Consider the following 17,483-nt stretch of genomic DNA (forward strand, 5'->3'; position numbering starts at 1 on the left):
ATCCCGTGGTCGACGTACGCTGAGGGCATGGAGCGCTTTCGGATCTATACGGATGGCTACGAACGGCAGGTCGGTTCGGCAACGGATTTTGTGACCGAGATTCGTTCGGGAAGCTCCGATTTCGGCTGGATTGATCTCACCCTCGACGACACCGAGACGCTGTCGCACCTTGCCGACAAGCTCGATTTGCACCAGCTCGCCGTCGAGGATGCGCTGAACACCCACGAGCGTCCGAAAATCTCACGATTTTCTACCCACCTGCTAATGACGCTCTCGGCCGCCAGGCTCGAAGAATCACACGAGGTGCAGCTGGCGCGTTGCACCACTTTTTTGCTGCCGAATCTGGTGGTGACGGTGCACGAGGATGATTTCCCGATGGCCGAGGTGGTCGCGCGGCTCGAAGCCAATGACGATCTGATCAGCTGCGGCGCCGGCTATATCGTGTGGGGGCTGCTCGACTGTGTGGTTGACGGGCACGTCGACGTGTTGGCCGAGGTGAGTGATCACACCGATGAGCTCACCGCCCTGATGTTTGACGATGCCAACGCAACATTTGAGGTGCAGAAAACCGCGTTCGTGCTGCGTCGTTCGGTGCAGCGGATGCAGCATGTCACGCTACCGCTGCGAGAGGTGGTAAACACGCTGCTGCGGAGCGATTCGCGGGTGGCGGTGCGGGGCCTCGAACCGTATTTCAGTGATGTGTACGACCACACCCTGCACTCGGCCGAGTGGGCTGAAGGGTTGCGCGATCAGATCAGCATGATCCTCGAAACGAATGTGGCGTTGCAGGGCAACCAGATGAATGAGGTGATGAAGAAGGTCACTTCGTGGGCGGCGATCATTGCGGTACCCACCGCGGTCACCGGCTATTTCGGGCAGAACGTCGAGTTTCCCGGGTTCGGTTCGGTTGAAATGTGGTGGGTGTCGAACGTGCTGCTCGTGGTCATGGGTGTGGGGCTGTACTGGTTGTTCAAACGCAGCAACTGGCTGTGATCGATCGGTGGTTCAGCGGGCGGGCACCAAGCTGTAACCAAGCACCCGTAGGCTGCACGGGATGATTCAACTTGGCATGAGCACCTCGTGCACCTTCGGCAAACCGCTCGACACCTCGTTCAAAATCGCTAAGCGCGCGGGTTTTGACGGGATCGAGATCATGGTGTCGACCGAGGCTGCCACTCGTTCGGCCGCGGCGATTCGTGCGCTGTCACGCAAACACGATCTGCCGGTGCTCGCCATTCACGCCCCGGTGCTGTTTTTTACGCAGTTTGTGTGGGGCACGAACCCCACTGTGAAACTCGAACGTTCGGTAGATCTGGCCCGCGAGGTGGGGGCTGATGTGGTGGTCGTGCATCCGCCGTTTCGGTGGCAGACCACCTATGCGCAGAATTTTCTTGAGATCGTTCGCCGGCTCGAGCGTGGCTCGGGGGTCGCGCTCGCGGTCGAGAACATGTTTCCGTGGCATATGGGTGGCGGCGGCACCCGCATGTATGCCCCCGGCATCAACCCGATCGAGATGGATTGCGACTCGATTACGATTGATTTTTCGCATGCCGCGCTGGCAGGGCAAAACTGTCTTGAGATGACTCGGGATGCAGCCCACCGGCTGCGACACATCCATCTGTGTGACGGCCAGGCTCCCGGGTCGAGCGGGAAAATTTTTGACGAGCATCTCGCACCGGGCGAGGGTGGACAGCCGGTTGCCGAGGCGCTGCAGTATTTGCGTGACACGCAGTGGTCGGGGCATGTGGTTGCCGAGGTGAACACGCGCGGTGCCAAATCGGAAACCGAACGCCTACGCATCCTGCGCCGCACGGTCGAGTTTGCGCGCCGTAACCTGGGGCCGATTTAACCGGAACGAACGGCGGCGGGGTGCCCGATCAAACTGAACGAGCACCCCAGATTCCACACTAAGTGACCCTGTTACCGGCAAATGACCCTCCTACGACAGGGTCACTTCGCAGTAAGAGGGTCACTTGCTAGTGGGGGGCAGCGACAATAGGACGACATCCCTACGGCTAGGCCTTATGCCGTGCCGCAATACCACTGCGGGGTTCGGCGACGAGCGTGGTGACCTTTGCTTTTCGGCGGCTGCCAATCGCCACCGCCGTGATCGCCAGTGCGGCAAGCGTCACCAGAATCAACCCGGCCACCGCTGCCACCACCGTTGCCGCATTCCCGCCGGCATAGATCGCCTGGAGACCTGCCGAGGTCTGCCCAACGGGCAAGAACATCGACACCTGCCCAACCCACGGCGCCCGCCACTCAAACGGAATCACGCCGCGCAGCGTCAACAGCTGCAAAATCAGCACACTCAGCGACACGATCGCCGCATTACGGCGCGCCCAGAACACGGCAAACATCAGGTGGAGCGCCGAGGATGCGAAGCCGGCCAGCAGCGCGAATAGCAGCGTTCCGCCGATCGCCTGCGCCGGAACATCCATCACCAGATGCGCCAGCGCGGTAAGTGCCAGCGCCACAATCATCACCGGCGTAAACACCCGGCGAATGCCGGCAATGAGGATGCTTATATTCGAAGCGCTCGAATCGAGCAGTTCGTCAGTCAGCATCCGCCGCCGAATCGCGGTGACAAACCCGGCGACCCAAACGCCAACCGGCACCAGCATCGCGGCGAGGATGCCACCGAATCCGGGGTCGTGGGTGACGGTGCTGATGCTCTGCACCGGCTGCGACACCATTTCAGCGAACTGATCGGTGTCGGTGATCGCGCTGCGCGCCTGGTCGGCACCGTCTTGCAGCGACGACTGCATCTTGCCAGCACCATCGTGCAGTTGACCGATACCGTCCTTGATTTGACCGCTGTTTTCATCCAGTTGCTGAGCACCGTCAGCGAGCTGATCGAGCCCGCTCGATAGCTCGCCAGCGCCATCTGCCAGCTGCGAGGTGCCATCAACCAGCTGCCCCCCGGCGCCCGAAAGCTGTTGACCGCCGCTACTGAGCCGGCTGGCACCACCCTGCAGCTCGCTACCGCCATCGGTGAGCTGGTTACCGCCCGCCACCAGACGGTCACCGTTACTTGCCAGCTGCGAGCTGCCGTCGGCTGCCTGGTTTACACCATCGGCAAACTGATTGAGGCCACCAGAGAGCTGCTTCAGCTGCGGGCCGGCTTCAGAAAGCTGCCCGAGCGCATAGTCGGCCTCGTCGAGGTACTGCTGCAAATCAGCCGGGTTGAAGTTGCCCGATTGCAGCTGCTCAGCAAGCGTGTTCACAGCCGCGGCACACTCGGCCTGCAAATCGGGGTCGGCGATGCGGTCACAGATGCCGTACAGCTCGCTCGCGTCGAGAGCCGAAAGCCGATCGAGCACCCCCTCAACCTGCCCCAACTGCTGGCGCACCTGGTCAACACTGCCCGAAATACCGTCGAGCCGGTCGGCCACCGAGTCGATCCGGCCACTGGCTTCGCGCAGCTGGTCGGCACCCCCGGCAAGCTGCTGCAGCCCGCTATCGAGCTGCTTCACGCCGTCCACATACTGCTGCACGCCGCCGACATACTCGTCAACACCGCCCACATATCGGTCAACACCGCCCGCTAGCTGCGAGGCACCATCGACATACTGTTCAACGCCGCCAACATACTGCCGCGCACCGCTGTCAAGATCGCGGGCACCGCTGGCAAGTCGCCCGGCGCCGTCCGCTCCCTGCCCGGCGCCATCAGCCAATTGCGAAGCACCATCGGCGTACTGGTCGAAGCCGCGGCCGAGTTTTCCGGCACCGTTGGCCAGGCTGCCGGCACCGTTGGCTGCCTGCTGCAACCCATCCGCCGATTCATTCACGGCATCAGCCAACCCAACGGCAATCTGATTCGTGATGTCTTGACCAAACTCGGCAATCAGCCCGTTAAAGATTTGCTGCGTGACCTCACCGGTGCGATAGTCGTGTGCCTGACTGGTCACCATCTCGACCTTGGCGGGCTTGGGTTCGCCGGTGCCCGCCGAAACAATTGATGCCGAGAAGTTGCTGGGGATGGTCACCACCACATAGGCGCTGCCCTCGTCGAGCCGCCGCTGTGCCGTTTCGGGGTTCGCCAGCTGCCAGTCGTACTGACCAGCGTTGTCGGGGCTGGTCAACCAGCTGACGAGCAAGCGGCCAGCCACCACTTTCGTGGTCGAGCCATCCTTGTTGATCTGTTCGACCATCTCGTCGTTGTTCACGATGAGCGCGGGCACCCGACCCGATGCTTCAGAAGGGCTGGCAACCGACTGCGCGCCCACTAGAACCAGGATGATTGGCAGCAGGATGGCCAGCAGTAAGTTGCGTAGCCGCGCGGATGCGAATTGATTCTTGATGGTCATGAGCGCAGCTCCTTTCCGATCAGCGCAAGTTCACGCGACTCACGCTGATTCGTTGAATGTGCGAGCGCGGTTTGGGTGGAGTGAAGGTTGAGGTTGCTTCCGCCCACCACAACGGTGATGAGCTTGCCGGAGCGGTGGTTGACGGCGAGCAGGTCGATCGCGCGCACAATATCGGCGATCAGTGACTGGCTGGATGCGCTGCCGAGCTGACCGAGGTCGACAACGAGCACTTCGGGTTGCTCTGCCAGCGCGATGCTCAGCTGCGCCACCGCGCGCGGCAGCGGTTCGAGCAGTTCGAGATGGCTTGAGGGGTCGAGTCGGGTGGTTTCACCCAGCGCGGCGAGCACCTCATTGGCGCGCTGCAGGGCAGTGTTCGTTGTCGCTGCCGGGGCCTCGGAACGGAACATCTTGGTAGCGAAGGCGCCGTGGCGGGCCAGTAGCTGGCCAAGGTCGAGTTCGCGGCTGCGGTCGTCGAGGTTGCCGAGATCTACGCGGGTTACGCGCGAGATGAGCGCGGGCGAATCTCCCGGTAGTGAACGTCCCAGCACATGACCCGCACCACTACCCTGTTCGAGTCGGCCGGCAATCGTGTCGGCAAGCAGTTTGCGATCGAGCGGCTCACCACTGGCGAGCAGGATGCCTCCTGCTGGCAGATCAACATCGAGCGGTTCGGTGCCGTGTTTGCCGGCCCGCAATTGCAGCTGGTCGAAGGCAATACCCGACGAGTGTTCGGCTGCCCAGCGGGCTGCATCCAGGTGCTCGCGCAGTTGTTCGCCTTCAATGTCGAGGTTCGGAAGCTCGCGCTCAAGCCACTTGGGGAGTTTCCAGGCACGGTCACCGAACAGCGTCATCAGGGCCGGAACGAGTGTCATGCGCACGAGGAAGGCGTCAAAGAAGATACCGACGGCCAGGCCGAAGGCGATCACCTTGATCACACCCACTCCCTCAGGCACGAAGGCCGCGAACACGAAGAACATGATGAGCGCTGCGGCAGTCACCACGCGTGCGGCACCCGCGAAGCCCTCCTCAATGGCTTCGCGTGCCGTGTGCCCGTGCACGTACGATTCGCGCATCCCCGAAACCAGAAACACCTCGTAGTCCATCGCCAACCCGAACACGATTGCCAGCAGCAGCACTGGCAGGAAGGCGATGATCGGCCCGGGCACAATGCCGAGAATCTCGCCGACCACCCCGTCTTGGAAGACGAGCACGGTGAGACCGAACGCGGCAAAGGCCGACAGCAGGAAGCTCACCGCGGCTTTGATGGGCACCAGCAGCGAACGGAACACCATCGTCAGCAGCACCACGCTGATGCCAACCACCACGCCGGCAAACGGCAGCAGTGCGCCGTTGAGGCGGTCGGTGATGTCGATCTGCACGGCGGTCATACCTGTCACCGAGCTGACGGCGTTGTAGCTTTCTTCAATCTGAGGGGCCAGCTCGCGCAGCCGCTGCACCGTGTCCATAGTTGCCGGGTCGTCGGGCCCGGTGGTTGGGATGACCTGGATAATCGCCGAGTCGACGGTGGGGTTCGGCAGCGCATCTCCCGCCAGCTCAACACCTTCGACACCGGCCACCTCGTCGCGAATCTTCTCAAGGTTGTCGAGCAATTGGTCGTTATCCATCTGAGTGATGTCGAGCATCACCAGCAGCGGACCGTTCGTGCCCTCACCGAAATGTTCGGTCACAATGTCGTAGGCGTCTCGCGCGGTATTGCCTGCGGCCTCGCCCTTACCACTTGGCAGCGAGGTCTGCATGTGCAGAGCCGGAAGCGCCGCAACGGTCAGCAAACCAATAACGAGCAGCACGAATACGATTGGTGCGCGCATCACGATACGAACCCATCGGCGGCCCATGGTTGGCCGCTTGTTCTGGCCGGTTTCGCGTTTCCACACGCGCGACCCTTCGCGGGGACGCAGCCGTTCACCCGCGATACCGAGCAGCGCCGGAACAAGGGTGAGTGAGACGAGCATCGCCATAAACACACCGGCGGCCGCGGCAATACCCATCACCGAGAGGAATGGAATGCCGACGATGGTCAGGCCAAACAGTGCCACCATCACGGTGGCCCCGGCAAACACCACTGCCGACCCCGAGGTGCCGGTTGCCAGCGCCGCCGACTCACTCGCTTCCATTCCGGATGCGAGCTGTTTGCGGTGACGAGAAATGATGAATAGCGCGTAGTCGATACCCACGGCAAGGCCGATCATCACCGCCAGCATCGGGGTGGCGCTCGAGACGATGACGAATCGGGTGATGAATAGCAGCACGCCCATGGTCACCCCCACCGAGGTGACCGCCGCAGCCAGCGGCATCCCCGCTGCCACCACCGAACCGAAGGCCACAAATAGCACCACTGCGGCAAATGCCACACCCACCAGCTCGGTGGCGGTGAGACCGTACTCGAGGTTTTGGTACAGCATCCCGCCGTATTCGACCTTGAGACCGTGGTCGTTCAGCTGATCGGCAACCTCCCGCACCTGATCGGCGGGTTCTTCAAGCTGGTCTTTCGAAACCGATTCGAATTGCACCTGGATGATCGCGGCTTTGCCATCTTCAGACAGCGTGCCGGTGGCGTATTCGCTATAGGGGTCGAGTGCCTGTTCAACTCGCGGCACTTCTTCGATCTGTTTCGCGATGTCGTTGAGCTCGTCGCGATAGTTGTCGATGCTGTCGGATGCGGCCACCACTACCTGCGCGCTCTCGCCGGCAACCTGCGGGAAAACCTGTTCGAGCCGGTCGAGCGCATTCTGCGACTCGGTGCCGGGGATGTCGAAGCTCTCTTCCATCTGGCCGCCGAATGCCAGGCCCAGAGTGAGCGCGGCTGCTAATAGCACCAGCCACGCCGACAGCACCTGCCAGTGGCGTCGATATGAAAAATGCCCGATTCGGTAAAGAAGCAGAGCCATTACGCCTCCTGAAGCTGTTGGTGGTCGGTGGTTTCGGATGCGGGGCTCACGAGGCTGCGCAGCAGCTGCGCGGCTATATCGGAGCTGAGTTCAACACCGGGCGAAACGGGTGGTTTTGGGCGACCGGGGCTGCTCAGCGCCTCGGATACCAGCACAAACGCAATTCCGGTCATGGCGACCGTCACTCGCAGCAGCGCGGTGTCATCACCGGGGGCGTACACCCGGGCGGCAAGTTCGAGCAGCTCTTGAATTCCGGTGAGTGAACAATTCTCGGGAAGCGCGTCGTGGTCGAACAGCAGCGCCGCCACACCGTACGGGTTGGCAGCGACCACGTCGACGATTGTTTGCAGCAGATCGTCAAGTCTTCCGGCTTCATAGTCGCGAATCACCTGGGCGGCCTGCTCATCGACCCGCTCGCAGGCGGATGCGAGCAGGCCCTGCTTGCTGCCGAAGTGATAGATGACGTTTTGTTTGGTGCATCCGGCGCGCCCGGCAATATCTGCCAGCGACGAGCCGAAAAATCCTTTTTCGGCAAACTCCTGGAGCGCTATTTCTCGGATGCGCTCGCGCAGCTCACTACTGTCGCTCAACTCGGTTCCTTTCGTTCTGAGCGCTGCCGTCTCGGGTAAAACGGTGACCGGCCGCCGTTTGGCACCGGCACCGCTTTACCCCATCCACTTACCGACCGTAAAGGATGACCCGGCCAAGCGTAACGGAGAACCTTACCGGTCGTAAAGGGTGCTTCAGCAAACGTTAAGTATGTGGCACACCCGGTCACATCTCAGCACGCGAGATTGGCCGCCGATTATGCTGGCCGCATGCGCAAATTTCTGCTGAACGGTGGCATCATCAGCGCCACCCTCGGAATCCTCCCCCTCCTAAAGAAAACCTCAGAGAACCGCAGCCGCTCAGCCAATGTTGCCGCCTGGCTCGCGTGGGGCGCCACACTCATCGCCGCAATTTCTGCAGTGCGCGAAGAGGCACTCGAAGCACAAGAACGCGAACAAGAGGCACAAGAAAACCTTTAGAAACTTTGAAAAACATCCCGCCTTCCGCGTGGCGCGCCACCAAGCGCGCCACTTGCCCGTAATCTGCGCTCAGAAGTGTCTGAATAGGCTGAAGGAGGGGGCTCGTCATGTTCGGCTGGTTCCGCAATCTCGCGAGTAGTGCATCGGCATCTGAAACAACACCGCCGGCACGCAACGAATCCACCGCACCGGCGCCACCCGCGCCGGCAGTTCCACAGCCCGAAACTTCGGTGCCGGCTGCACCCCAGGCCGTCACGGTCGAACCGGCTGCGCAACCGCAACAGCCTCCCGCAGCACCGGCACCAGCGCCCAGTGAAACCGAAAAGGCAGCTGCAAAGCCCACCACCCGTCGCGCCCGCCACTCAGCGCTCACCGACGGCGAAGAGCTCACCATCGAAGCCCCGAGCGAACCGGTAGCCGAGTCGACCGCCAGCGATGCACCCGTCGAACGGCGCGGCATTGTGGCAGCGCCCTCGTCTCAGCCGGCAATGCCGTTGACCGCACACCCCAACTTCGCCGGCCTCGAGCTTGCCCGCTGGGCTGACAGTGGCCCGCAACTGCTCGAACCCGAAGCCGCACTCAGGCCCGAGATGCAGCGCGAACTCTTCCACCTGTTCGACGACCTGTTTGGCCCCGCCGGCCGCTACCGTCTCGAGTGGCGCACCGACCGCAAACCGAGTGACGACGCCGTGTTTGCAGAACTACTCGCGGTCGATCTCGTGCGTCGCGTGCAAAACGCGATCGCCGACACAGCCGAGCTCGAGCGCCCCGAACCGCTCCCCGAACTCACGGCACGTCGTCACCAGCAGCCGCCGCACGACGACACCGAGCTGCGCCAGGCAAGCTAGCGCCGCCACCAACAGCTTTGGCCTCGCATCCAATCGGTGCGAGGCCAAACTACTGCGCGTCGTTAGTAGCGAAACGCCAGGATGAACTCTTGCCCCATCCCCACTCCGATCATCGCGATCACGATGAGGTACCAGAGCGCCACAACCACCCAGGCCCACTGGCCTAGGCGTTCACCGAGCGGCACCGCGGCCTCACCGACCACGCCATACCCCAGGTTCGAGATTGTCACCAGCGCCACCAGCGGAATGGTGAACGCCCAGATGATCATGCACCACAGGCAAAGCTTGCCAAGCTCAAACACCGAGAAAATCTGCAGATAGGTGATCATTACAGCGGCACCAATCAACCCAAGCTGCAGTGCGATGAAATACCACCGCGGTAATTGCACACCGGTCAATAGCACCACACCGGTGGTGATGACCACGGTGAACGACACCAGGCCGACGACGACATTCGGGAACCCGAAAATTGCGGCCGCACTCGAGAGCATCGCCGGACCACAGGTGACAAACGGGTTGATATCGCAGATAAGAGCTGCATCCCGGTCGGTGAGCAGGTGCAGATACTCGAGGTTGAGCATGAAGCTCGCCAGCAAACCGGCGATGCCGCACACCAGCAGCACCCACCCGAGCGTGGGACGCCGCAAAAGTTTCGGCAGCTCGGCCGCTTCAGTTACGGCCGCGGCCTCGCGCGTCATTCGCCCGAATCCGAAGTCTCGTCGACGGGTGCGTCAGTAGCGGCGTTTTCACCGGTCGGCTTCGGCGTCTGTGTCGGTGCCGCTTTCTCACGAGCTTCCTGCTCGCTGAGCCCATCAAGCAGGTACTCAATCGTGCCCGGGGTCGGCAGGTTCTGCAGCAACTTGCCATTGAGCCCGATGCTCGGAGTGCCCTTTACACCGTTCGAGCGGGCATTGCGCGTGCGGTCGAGAATCCACCAGTTGTATTTGCCGTCCTGGATAGCTTCAAGCACGGTCGAGTTCGTGACCCCAAGACCCTGCAGATGCGTCGCATAGTCGGCTTCGCTCCACGCCACCTGCGTCTGTGGGGCCACCTCGAACAGGTCATCCACGAGCTGATAGAACTTTGCCGGCTCGGCCTCAGTGGCCGCGATCATGGTAGCGGCAGCACGCATCCCGTAGTCATCAACAAAGCGGATGAAGTGATACCGCACCTTGATTTTGCCATCACCAATGAGCTGCTGGTAGGTGGGATCCATTGCCTTGTGGTATTCGCGGCAGTGCGGGCACGAGAAGTCGAGGTAGTAGTCAATGGTGTCGGGAGCATCGTCGTTACCGACGGTGACACCATCATTGTTGATGGTGAGCGGTACCTCGACATCCTCACCGGCGCTGTTGGCCACCTTAACGCTGCCCGAAGCCTCTGGAACGTGACGGTTACCGAACCACTGCGGTGCCATGATGGCAAAACCGACGATGATCGCGACAACTACCAACGCCCCGACGATCGTACCCACCTGGGCGAGCATCCGCTGACGGCGTTTTTTCGCCTCGGCCTGCTGACGCAGTGCGTTTGCCTCTTCCCGCAGGCGGCGGATTTGTTCGCGGTCGTTTTTGGCCATTGCTGATGAGATTCCGTTCGTTTGAAGACTGCGCGTTAAGTTTAGGCGAGCAGGCGCGCAACAACCTGGTTCTGCAGCTGACCATAAGGGTCAAGGTCGTGGTAGGTGTGCACAAAATCGCCAAACCGCGGCATCACATAGGCCGCTTCGGCGCCGGTGACAGTGTTAAACCGGCCCCAGTTCGGTAACCCACCGAGCCACAGCAGCACATCTTCGATCTCGGCCAGCGCAGCCCGGTCGGCCGCTGGCACCGTTACCGCCACCGCAACCACATCGCTGCGATAGGCGGCCGACGCCCAGGCATCGTCGGGGGCAACCATGCTGATGCGCACCCGCGTCGAACCAAGTGCGCGGTGACCGCGGGCAAGTTCTTGCAGTGCTTCAACCACCAGTGGCATCCGGGACGGTGCGATATAGAACTCTGTGGTCGCATCCTCCAGCACCTCGGGCAGGTTCGCTCGCACCCCGAATCGGTCAAAACGGTTGGCAGCGCGCGCGAGCGCCGGCGCCAGGAAGGGCAGGCGGCGAGCCACTGCTTCACGGAAACGGCGAAATCGACTCGCCTTCGGTTTCGGTGCGGCAGCGGTAAGCTGCGCACGCTTTTCAGTGGCCACAGCCGACTGCGGCGAATCATCGCTATACCAACCGACGGTGAGGTGGGCCTCAGTGCCGAGCGGTCGCCAGTCAACGCAGTAGAAATCGGTCTTGTCGCGGGCCTCGGCAAACTCGTGCACGAGCTCATTGATCTTGCGCTTGCGGTGGCGCAGTTCGAGACCTACATACGGACGCACCCGAACAGTCACCGTCACGGGCACACCGAGCGCCCCAAGCGAAAGTTTCACGGCTGGCCACAGCTGCGCATCACGACGCTCATCGATATTGCGCAGCTCACCGTCAATGGTCACCAGGCCAATACCGGCAATGGCACCCGAAAAGATTGGTTCAGCGGGGTTGAGCCCGTGCGCGCCGGTGCTCGCAGCCCCGGCCAATGTGAGCTGCCCATCAGCGGGCGCACCAACAAGATCGAGCCCCTGATTGTGCAGCAGTTCACGAGCCTGGTGCACGGTTGTGCCGCCGTAGAACGTCACCGTATTGGTGGCAGCATCGGCGTCAACAACACCGGTGAGCCCCGAAAGATCGAGCGCGAGATGGGCCGTTTTGGTGGCTGCCGGAAACCCGGCGCCGACCACCGCGATCGTTTCACCCGCATCCCGGGCAGCCAGCACCTCGCCAACCAGCGCGGTAAGGTGGGTCGGCCGCACGGTACGAGCACCGGCTACAGCAACGTCACCGCCCCGCTGCCGAACGAGACCTGCACTTGCCGAAACTGTCGAAGACACCACGGGCTCCACCTTCCTGCTGTTCGTTCTATTCTGACTGATCACGACAACAACACCGCACAGATTCGATGTTTTGCATCGAATCTACGATGATGCTAATCTTCATAGGTCGTTCACGCGACAAACTGCGCCTCTAGCTCAATCGGTAGAGCAACGGACTCTTAATCCGTGGGTTCAGGGTTCGAGTCCCTGGGGGCGCACGCCTAAGCCCGAATTCGTTAATTCGGGCTTTTTGATTTTCCCCCAACCGACCGCCCAATCACTCAGCAAACCCGCGAGACAATGGCGACACCGGCATCGCGCCGGCGCACACCGTAACCACCCAGTAAAGGAGCAGCCGTGACTGAAACCACCCGCCTGCGGGCAGGAGACACCGCCCCCGCGTTCACGCTCACCGACCAGGACGGCAATCAGGTCAGCCTGAGCGACTTCGCCGGTAAGAAGGTCGTGCTCTACACCTATCCCCGCGCATTCACGCCAGGATGCACCACCGAGGCCTGCGACTTCCGCGATAGCGAAGCCCGCATCAGCGCCGCCGGCTATGAGGTGCTCGCCCTCTCGGCCGACCCCGTCGCCAAACTCGCCGATTTCAAACAAGAGTACGCGCTGCCATTCCGACTGCTGAGCGACCCCGGCCACGAAGTGCAGGCCGCCTACGGTGCCTACGGCGAAAAGAAGAACTACGGCAAGATCGTCGTCGGGTCGATTCGCTCGACCTTCCTCATCGACGAGGAAGGCAAGATCATCGAGGCGCTCTACAACGTGCGCGCCAAAGGTCACGTCGAGCGCGTACTGAAACTGCTCGAGAACTCAACCAACCGGCCGCGCTAGCGTCCCGGTTCTTCGTCGGGGCGCAGCCAGGCCGTCACTTTCGGGTTAAACACCAAAACCAGCCCGGCCAGCGATACCACCGCCAGCACCCAACCGACCGTGTCGGCCATATCCCCCTGCAGCACCACCACCGCAGCAGCAACCTGCAGCACCTGCCACACGAGCGTGAAACTGCGCGTCCAGCTCTGTCGATGCGCAATTCCAACGAGCGTCGCGGTCAGCGCCGCAACCGCGATCACGGCAATCACCACCAGCCCGATCGATGAGGCCAGCGAATTGGGTGTTTCGGTCATAAGTTCGACCACGAGCAGCCCGGCAATAAACAGCATAAACAGGGCTTCTACCGCTACCACCAGCCCCAGCAACCGAACCGGTACGGGCGAGTTGACAAATACTGAACGATCAGCTTCGGGTTCGTTTGCAGGATGCGCAGACAAAAGATTTCCTTGATCAGAGCGTAGTTGCGTGGCAAGATGATACTTCAGATCAGGGCAGCGACCGCTGAATAACCGCCGAGAGCGCAGCACGCAGCCACGTTCGCCCCGCATCAGCGTGACACAGTGTGCACAGCTGCCGCCGATATTTCGGCACACCGGAACCGAGGAGACCTTTCAATATGGATTGGCGCGAGTCTGCTGCCTGTATGAATGCCGACCCCGAGCTTTTCTTTCCCGTTGGCAACACCGGCCCAGCACTCGAGCAGATCGACGCCGCCAAGTCGGTGTGCGGGCGCTGCCCGGTAACCGAACAGTGCCTGCAGTATGCGCTCGACACCAACCAAGACTCGGGTGTTTGGGGCGGGCTTTCTGAAGATGAGCGCCGCGCACTCAAACGGCGCGCCGCCCGCGCTCGCCGCGCATCCTAGCGAGTTTCAGCATCCTGCCCCACCGACGCGAAATCCAGCCACGCCACCGACCGCAAAACCTACTCGTCGTCAACTGACTGTTCTGGGAATGGCCCGTCGGCCCCCGGCACCACCGCCAGCTGTGCGGTGGTCGCCGAAACGCCCCAGCGCCGCGGCACTCGAATCTCAACCGTGGTGCCACCGCCGGGCGTCGGGGTCCACATGATCGAACCACCCAACTCGCCCTCCACGAGCGTGCGCACGATTTGGGTGCCGAGCCCGTTTCCGACGCCGCTTTCTGACATCCCCTTACCGTTGTCGACCACGTCGATCGAGAGCATTTCTTCGCTGCGCTCAACACGCACCACAACCCGACCCTCGGTGGCGCCGGCATCAAAACCGTGCTCAACCGCGTTGGTGACCAGCTCGGTGAGCGCAAGCGAAAGCGGGGTGGCATATTCACTGGGCACCGCACCGAACGAACCCTGCAGCTCGGGGCGAATAGTCTGACCACCCTCACCGGCGGCAACCTCGGTGGCGAGTTTCATCACCCGCAAGAACACCTCATCAAAATCAACCGACTGCGAAAACCCGCTCGAAAGAGTGTCGTGCACCACCGCAATCGACGACACTCGACGCATTGCTTGCAGCAGCGACTCGCGGGCCTCGTCGCTGCGCACGCGACGCGCCTGGATGCGCAGCAGCGCGGCCACAGTCTGCAGATTGTTTTTCACCCGGTGATGAATCTCACGAATCGTCGCGTCTTTAGTGATGAGTTCTTGCTGCTGGTGACGAACATCGGTGGTGTCGCGACACAGCACGATCGCGCCGAGTCGCTGACCGTCACGATGCAGGGGAATGGCTCGCATCGTCACTGTCACGCCGCGAGAATCAACATCGGTCATCCAGGGCGCCCGACCGGTCACCACCAGCGGCAGCGCCTCGTCGACCGAAACATGGCGTTTGTCGTCGATCAGCTGTGAGGCAACCTCCGACAGCGCCTCACCCTCAAGCTCGCCGCCGAAACCGAGTTTGTTCATCGCCGATAGCGCGTTGGCGCTGGCGAACGTAACCACACCCTCGGGGTTGAGGCGAATCAGGCCATCGTGTGCGCGAGGTGCGCCACGGCGAGAAAACTCGGGAGCGTCGGGGTCGGGGAACTCTCCCGCCTCGATCATGTCGAACAGGTCTTCAGCACACTCACGGAAGGTGTGCTCTTGCCGAGTCAGGTGACGACCGCTGAGCAGATTGGTGTGGCGCGTATAGATGGCAATCGGCCGTTCTGAACGAACCCGCTTGCCGCCCACGCGACGCGATGAAAACACCGGGGTCACGGTCAGCTGGGTGGGAATCTCGTCAAACCAGTCGGGTTCGGTTGAACGAACCGTGCGCCCCTCTTCAAAGGCCCGGCGCACATCGGGTTCCCACTGCTCACGCATCTGCTGACCAACGAGGTCGCGGTAGAACAGCGTCGGGGCGCTGGACGGACGCACCTGACCGACAGCGGTGAAGTTATCGTCGCGAGTGTGCACCCACAGCACCAGGTCGGCAGTGGCGAGATCGGCGAGCAGCTGCGAATCGGCAGACAGCAGCATCAACCATTCACGGTCGGCCTCGTCGAGTGCACCGTGCCGCAGGAGGTGGTTTGACATGCTTGACACGCATGCCAGCCTATTGGACGGCGACTGAAGCTTCGACGAGGGCGCGAATAGAACGCGCAAACCGTGATCGCGGTGCGGCCTCGAGCACCGACAACCCGGCCGCGTGAGCGCGCGCAACAGCGCGCTCATCATGTGGCAGCATCAGCACCGACTCAATGCCACCAAACCGCCGAAGTGCCTCGCGCACTTGACTGGCAGGCTCGCCTCCCGCACCGCCCTGTCGCACTCGATTCGCCACCGCCACCACCTCGGTATTGGGCGCGAGGTGCTCGTGCAACTGCAACCGGGCACGCAGATAGCGCGAAACACCCACCGGCGATGCGTCGGCGACCGCCATCACGATGTCGCTGTTCGCGAGCGCCGCGATGGTGGCAGCATTGCGCCGTGGAGCGACAAAGTCGCTGGCGAGCTCTTCATCGGTTTCAAGGTTGAACCCAACATCGACCACCACCACATCGGTCACGGTGCGGCACAGCTCGAGTGTGGCCTCGATGCGGTCGGCACGCAGTTCGGGCCAGCGTGCGGGATTGCTGAGCCCGCCAAGCACCGAGACCTGGGCTTCTTGCCCAGCCGGTATTGCCAGTCGTGACAGCTCGCCCACATCCAGTGACCCGGCGCCCGCGAGCCGACAGGCCGCAGCCAGCCCGGGAGTGCTGTCGGTGATTCCGAGCAGCGTGGTGATTGCGCCACCGTAGCTATCGGCATCGACGAGCATGACTCGCCTGCCCTGCTCGGCATATGCTGCGGCCACGTTGATGGCAATGGTTGAGCGCCCCGGCGCCCCGTGCGGGCCCCACACCGCAATGATTCGACCGCTCGGCGACGAATGTCTTGCCAGCGTGGGCTGGTGTTGACGCTGAGGTGCCGCCGACTGCGAGGTAGCTGGTTTCGGCGGCTGCGATGCTGAATAGGGCGGGGCGGCAGCTGCACCGGTGCGTTCGCGCTGCCTGAGCTCGCGTCGCGTGCGATGCCGACCTGGTTTCTGAATTGGTTTGGTTTCCGAACCCGGCTGCGGTGGTGCGGTCGGGTTCGGGGCCCAGTTGGTTTCGGCGAGGGATGCGGTGACTCGACCTTGTTCATCCAGTTGCAGCAGCGGCAGCTCACCTGCGTGAGGTCGCCCCTGGCCTGTCAGCAGCTGTTCTACCCGCTGCCAATCAGCATCCGCATCCACCCGGTCAATCACCCCCAGCGCGATGGCAGTTTGCCGCTCAATTGTCGACGCCGTCACCGCAATCGTGCGCACGCCGCTACGGTCACAGGCACCGAGGCTGCGCGTGGTAAGCGTCTCGGGTGTGGCCTGCACCACCGCAAGATCGGGGCGGTGCTGTTCGACCGCGCTGATGAGCGCATCCGAACCAATCACGCGCTCAACAATCTCGTGACCCGCGAAAACGATGGCTTCGAGCCACTGCGCCTCGATTTCAAAGTCGAGCGCTAAAACGATGCGTGCCACGATTACGGTCCCTCAGCTGTATCGAGATCAGTTGCAGGCTCGCGGTACAGCGGCACCACGTGCATCCGGGCTTCGGCGGTGGTGGCGGCAAGCACGTGCTGCAGCTCAGTTTTCGGCACCCGCAGCTCGAGTTCTACTGTGTTTGCGCCGACGAGTCGATCTGCTTCAATTCTTCGCACCACGACGGCGTCGGCCACCACCACGCCCGGCTCGGCGTATTCACCAGCCCGCTCACCCGGCAGCGCCACCCACAGCTCGACGTGGCTTCCCGCAGCCACACCCGATGGCGGTGAGCTGGTGAGGGTGACCACCACCGACGCGGTGGATTGGTCGGCGGCGCCGAGCGCACTCAGCGGAATCAGCTCACCGGCACCGACTGCGCGAGTGATGACCGCCGGTTCGTTCGGTAGCCGGTCGGGGCCAAGATACAGCGGTGTGGTATCGTCCACGCGCACCTCAACCAGTGCGAGTCGGTCTTCGGTGAGCGGGTCGCCCGGTGCCAGATTGTCGTTGGCGACATATACGGTGCGGGTGTGCTGCGATGCCAGCACGATACCGGCTACTGCCGCCATCGATGCCAAAACGAGCAGAATACCGATGATGAGTCGAGAGTCGATGCGCCGAGTGAGCGCGGGCTTAGCTGGCATAACGGATCCTTGCAGACAACAACAGACGGTGTT

Annotated in this window: 16 protein-coding genes and 1 tRNA gene; 7 read left to right on the forward strand and 10 right to left on the reverse strand. The window is 62.3% G+C overall.

Features of this window, described 5'->3' with window-relative positions:
* The first annotated feature begins 27 nt into the window (after positions 1-27).
* Both RQ865_RS03960 and RQ865_RS03965 read left to right on the forward strand, forming a co-directional pair.
* On the forward strand, positions 28-993 hold the full coding sequence (locus RQ865_RS03960) for a magnesium transporter CorA family protein (protein WP_311477726.1): 966 nt from the start codon (positions 28-30) through the stop codon (positions 991-993).
* Positions 994-1,054: 61 nt separating this feature from the next.
* Positions 1,055-1,849 carry a sugar phosphate isomerase/epimerase family protein gene (locus tag RQ865_RS03965; RefSeq protein WP_311477728.1) on the forward strand — a complete coding sequence of 265 codons (795 nt, stop codon included), beginning with the start codon at positions 1,055-1,057 and terminating at the stop codon, positions 1,847-1,849.
* A 166-nt stretch (positions 1,850-2,015) separates the two neighbouring features.
* On the opposite strand, the gene RQ865_RS03970 is transcribed toward RQ865_RS03965, so the two are convergent.
* From RQ865_RS03970 to RQ865_RS03980, 3 genes are read right to left on the reverse strand one after another with little or no spacing between them, the layout of a single operon-like run.
* Positions 2,016-4,310 carry a YhgE/Pip domain-containing protein gene (locus RQ865_RS03970; protein WP_311477730.1) on the reverse strand — a complete coding sequence of 765 codons (2,295 nt, stop codon included), beginning with the start codon at positions 4,308-4,310 and terminating at the stop codon, positions 2,016-2,018.
* Positions 4,307-7,219, reverse strand: coding sequence for an MMPL family transporter (locus RQ865_RS03975; RefSeq protein ID WP_311477731.1), 2,913 nt, complete (start codon positions 7,217-7,219; stop codon positions 4,307-4,309). Before RQ865_RS03975 ends, RQ865_RS03970 begins: the two co-directional genes overlap by 4 nt.
* A complete protein-coding gene (locus RQ865_RS03980) occupies positions 7,219-7,809 on the reverse strand; it encodes a TetR/AcrR family transcriptional regulator (RefSeq protein WP_311477732.1) in 591 nt (196 codons plus the stop codon). The genes RQ865_RS03975 and RQ865_RS03980 overlap by 1 nt, the downstream gene beginning before the upstream one ends.
* A 228-nt stretch (positions 7,810-8,037) precedes the next feature.
* On the opposite strand from RQ865_RS03980, the gene RQ865_RS03985 reads away from it, so the two are divergent.
* Entirely contained in the window at positions 8,038-8,247 is a 210-nt protein-coding gene (locus tag RQ865_RS03985) for a hypothetical protein (RefSeq protein WP_311477733.1), read from the forward strand.
* Between the two features lie 107 nt (positions 8,248-8,354).
* Positions 8,355-9,095, forward strand: coding sequence for a hypothetical protein (locus RQ865_RS03990; protein ID WP_311477734.1), 741 nt, complete (start codon positions 8,355-8,357; stop codon positions 9,093-9,095).
* Between the two features lie 62 nt (positions 9,096-9,157).
* On the opposite strand, the gene RQ865_RS03995 is transcribed toward RQ865_RS03990, so the two are convergent.
* The 3 genes from RQ865_RS03995 to RQ865_RS04005 are packed head-to-tail and all read right to left on the reverse strand — an operon-like array spanning position 9,158 to position 12,014.
* Positions 9,158-9,793: a vitamin K epoxide reductase family protein gene (locus RQ865_RS03995; RefSeq protein WP_311477735.1), complete on the reverse strand. Its 636-nt coding sequence runs from the start codon at positions 9,791-9,793 to the stop codon at positions 9,158-9,160.
* Positions 9,790-10,674 (reverse strand): thioredoxin domain-containing protein, encoded by an 885-nt coding sequence (locus tag RQ865_RS04000; RefSeq protein ID WP_311477736.1) that lies wholly within the window; start codon positions 10,672-10,674, stop codon positions 9,790-9,792. Before RQ865_RS04000 ends, RQ865_RS03995 begins: the two co-directional genes overlap by 4 nt.
* 41 nt (positions 10,675-10,715) lie before the next feature.
* Entirely contained in the window at positions 10,716-12,014 is a 1,299-nt protein-coding gene (locus RQ865_RS04005) for an FAD-binding protein (RefSeq protein ID WP_311477737.1), read from the reverse strand.
* Positions 12,015-12,141: 127 nt separating this feature from the next.
* Here RQ865_RS04005 and RQ865_RS04010 point away from each other — a divergent pair.
* Positions 12,142-12,214, forward strand: a tRNA-Lys gene (locus RQ865_RS04010).
* A 139-nt stretch (positions 12,215-12,353) separates the two neighbouring features.
* Positions 12,354-12,845: a thioredoxin-dependent thiol peroxidase gene (gene bcp, locus RQ865_RS04015; protein WP_311477738.1), complete on the forward strand. Its 492-nt coding sequence runs from the start codon at positions 12,354-12,356 to the stop codon at positions 12,843-12,845.
* Here the strand turns inward: bcp and RQ865_RS04020 are convergent.
* Positions 12,842-13,282 (reverse strand): hypothetical protein, encoded by a 441-nt coding sequence (locus RQ865_RS04020; RefSeq protein ID WP_311477739.1) that lies wholly within the window; start codon positions 13,280-13,282, stop codon positions 12,842-12,844. The two genes, bcp and RQ865_RS04020, sit on opposite strands and share 4 nt — an antisense overlap.
* A gap of 179 nt (positions 13,283-13,461) precedes the next feature.
* Here RQ865_RS04020 and RQ865_RS04025 point away from each other — a divergent pair, with 179 nt between their 5' ends.
* Complete coding sequence (locus tag RQ865_RS04025; protein WP_311477740.1) at positions 13,462-13,710, forward strand: WhiB family transcriptional regulator; 249 nt, start codon at positions 13,462-13,464, stop codon at positions 13,708-13,710.
* Between the two features lie 59 nt (positions 13,711-13,769).
* Here RQ865_RS04025 and RQ865_RS04030 read toward each other — a convergent pair whose 3' ends face one another.
* The 3 genes from RQ865_RS04030 to RQ865_RS04040 are packed head-to-tail and all read right to left on the reverse strand — an operon-like array spanning position 13,770 to position 17,450.
* Positions 13,770-15,350, reverse strand: coding sequence for a histidine kinase N-terminal domain-containing protein (locus tag RQ865_RS04030; protein ID WP_311477741.1), 1,581 nt, complete (start codon positions 15,348-15,350; stop codon positions 13,770-13,772).
* Between the two features lie 10 nt (positions 15,351-15,360).
* Entirely contained in the window at positions 15,361-16,803 is a 1,443-nt protein-coding gene (locus RQ865_RS04035) for a P-loop NTPase (RefSeq protein WP_311477742.1), read from the reverse strand.
* 2 nt (positions 16,804-16,805) lie between these two features.
* Positions 16,806-17,450 carry a hypothetical protein gene (locus RQ865_RS04040; protein ID WP_311477745.1) on the reverse strand — a complete coding sequence of 215 codons (645 nt, stop codon included), beginning with the start codon at positions 17,448-17,450 and terminating at the stop codon, positions 16,806-16,808.
* Positions 17,451-17,483: the final 33 nt, after the last annotated feature.

Origin of the sequence: uncultured Gulosibacter sp., assembly GCF_963509965.1 — a bacterium.
GTDB lineage: Bacteria > Actinomycetota > Actinomycetes > Actinomycetales > Microbacteriaceae > Gulosibacter.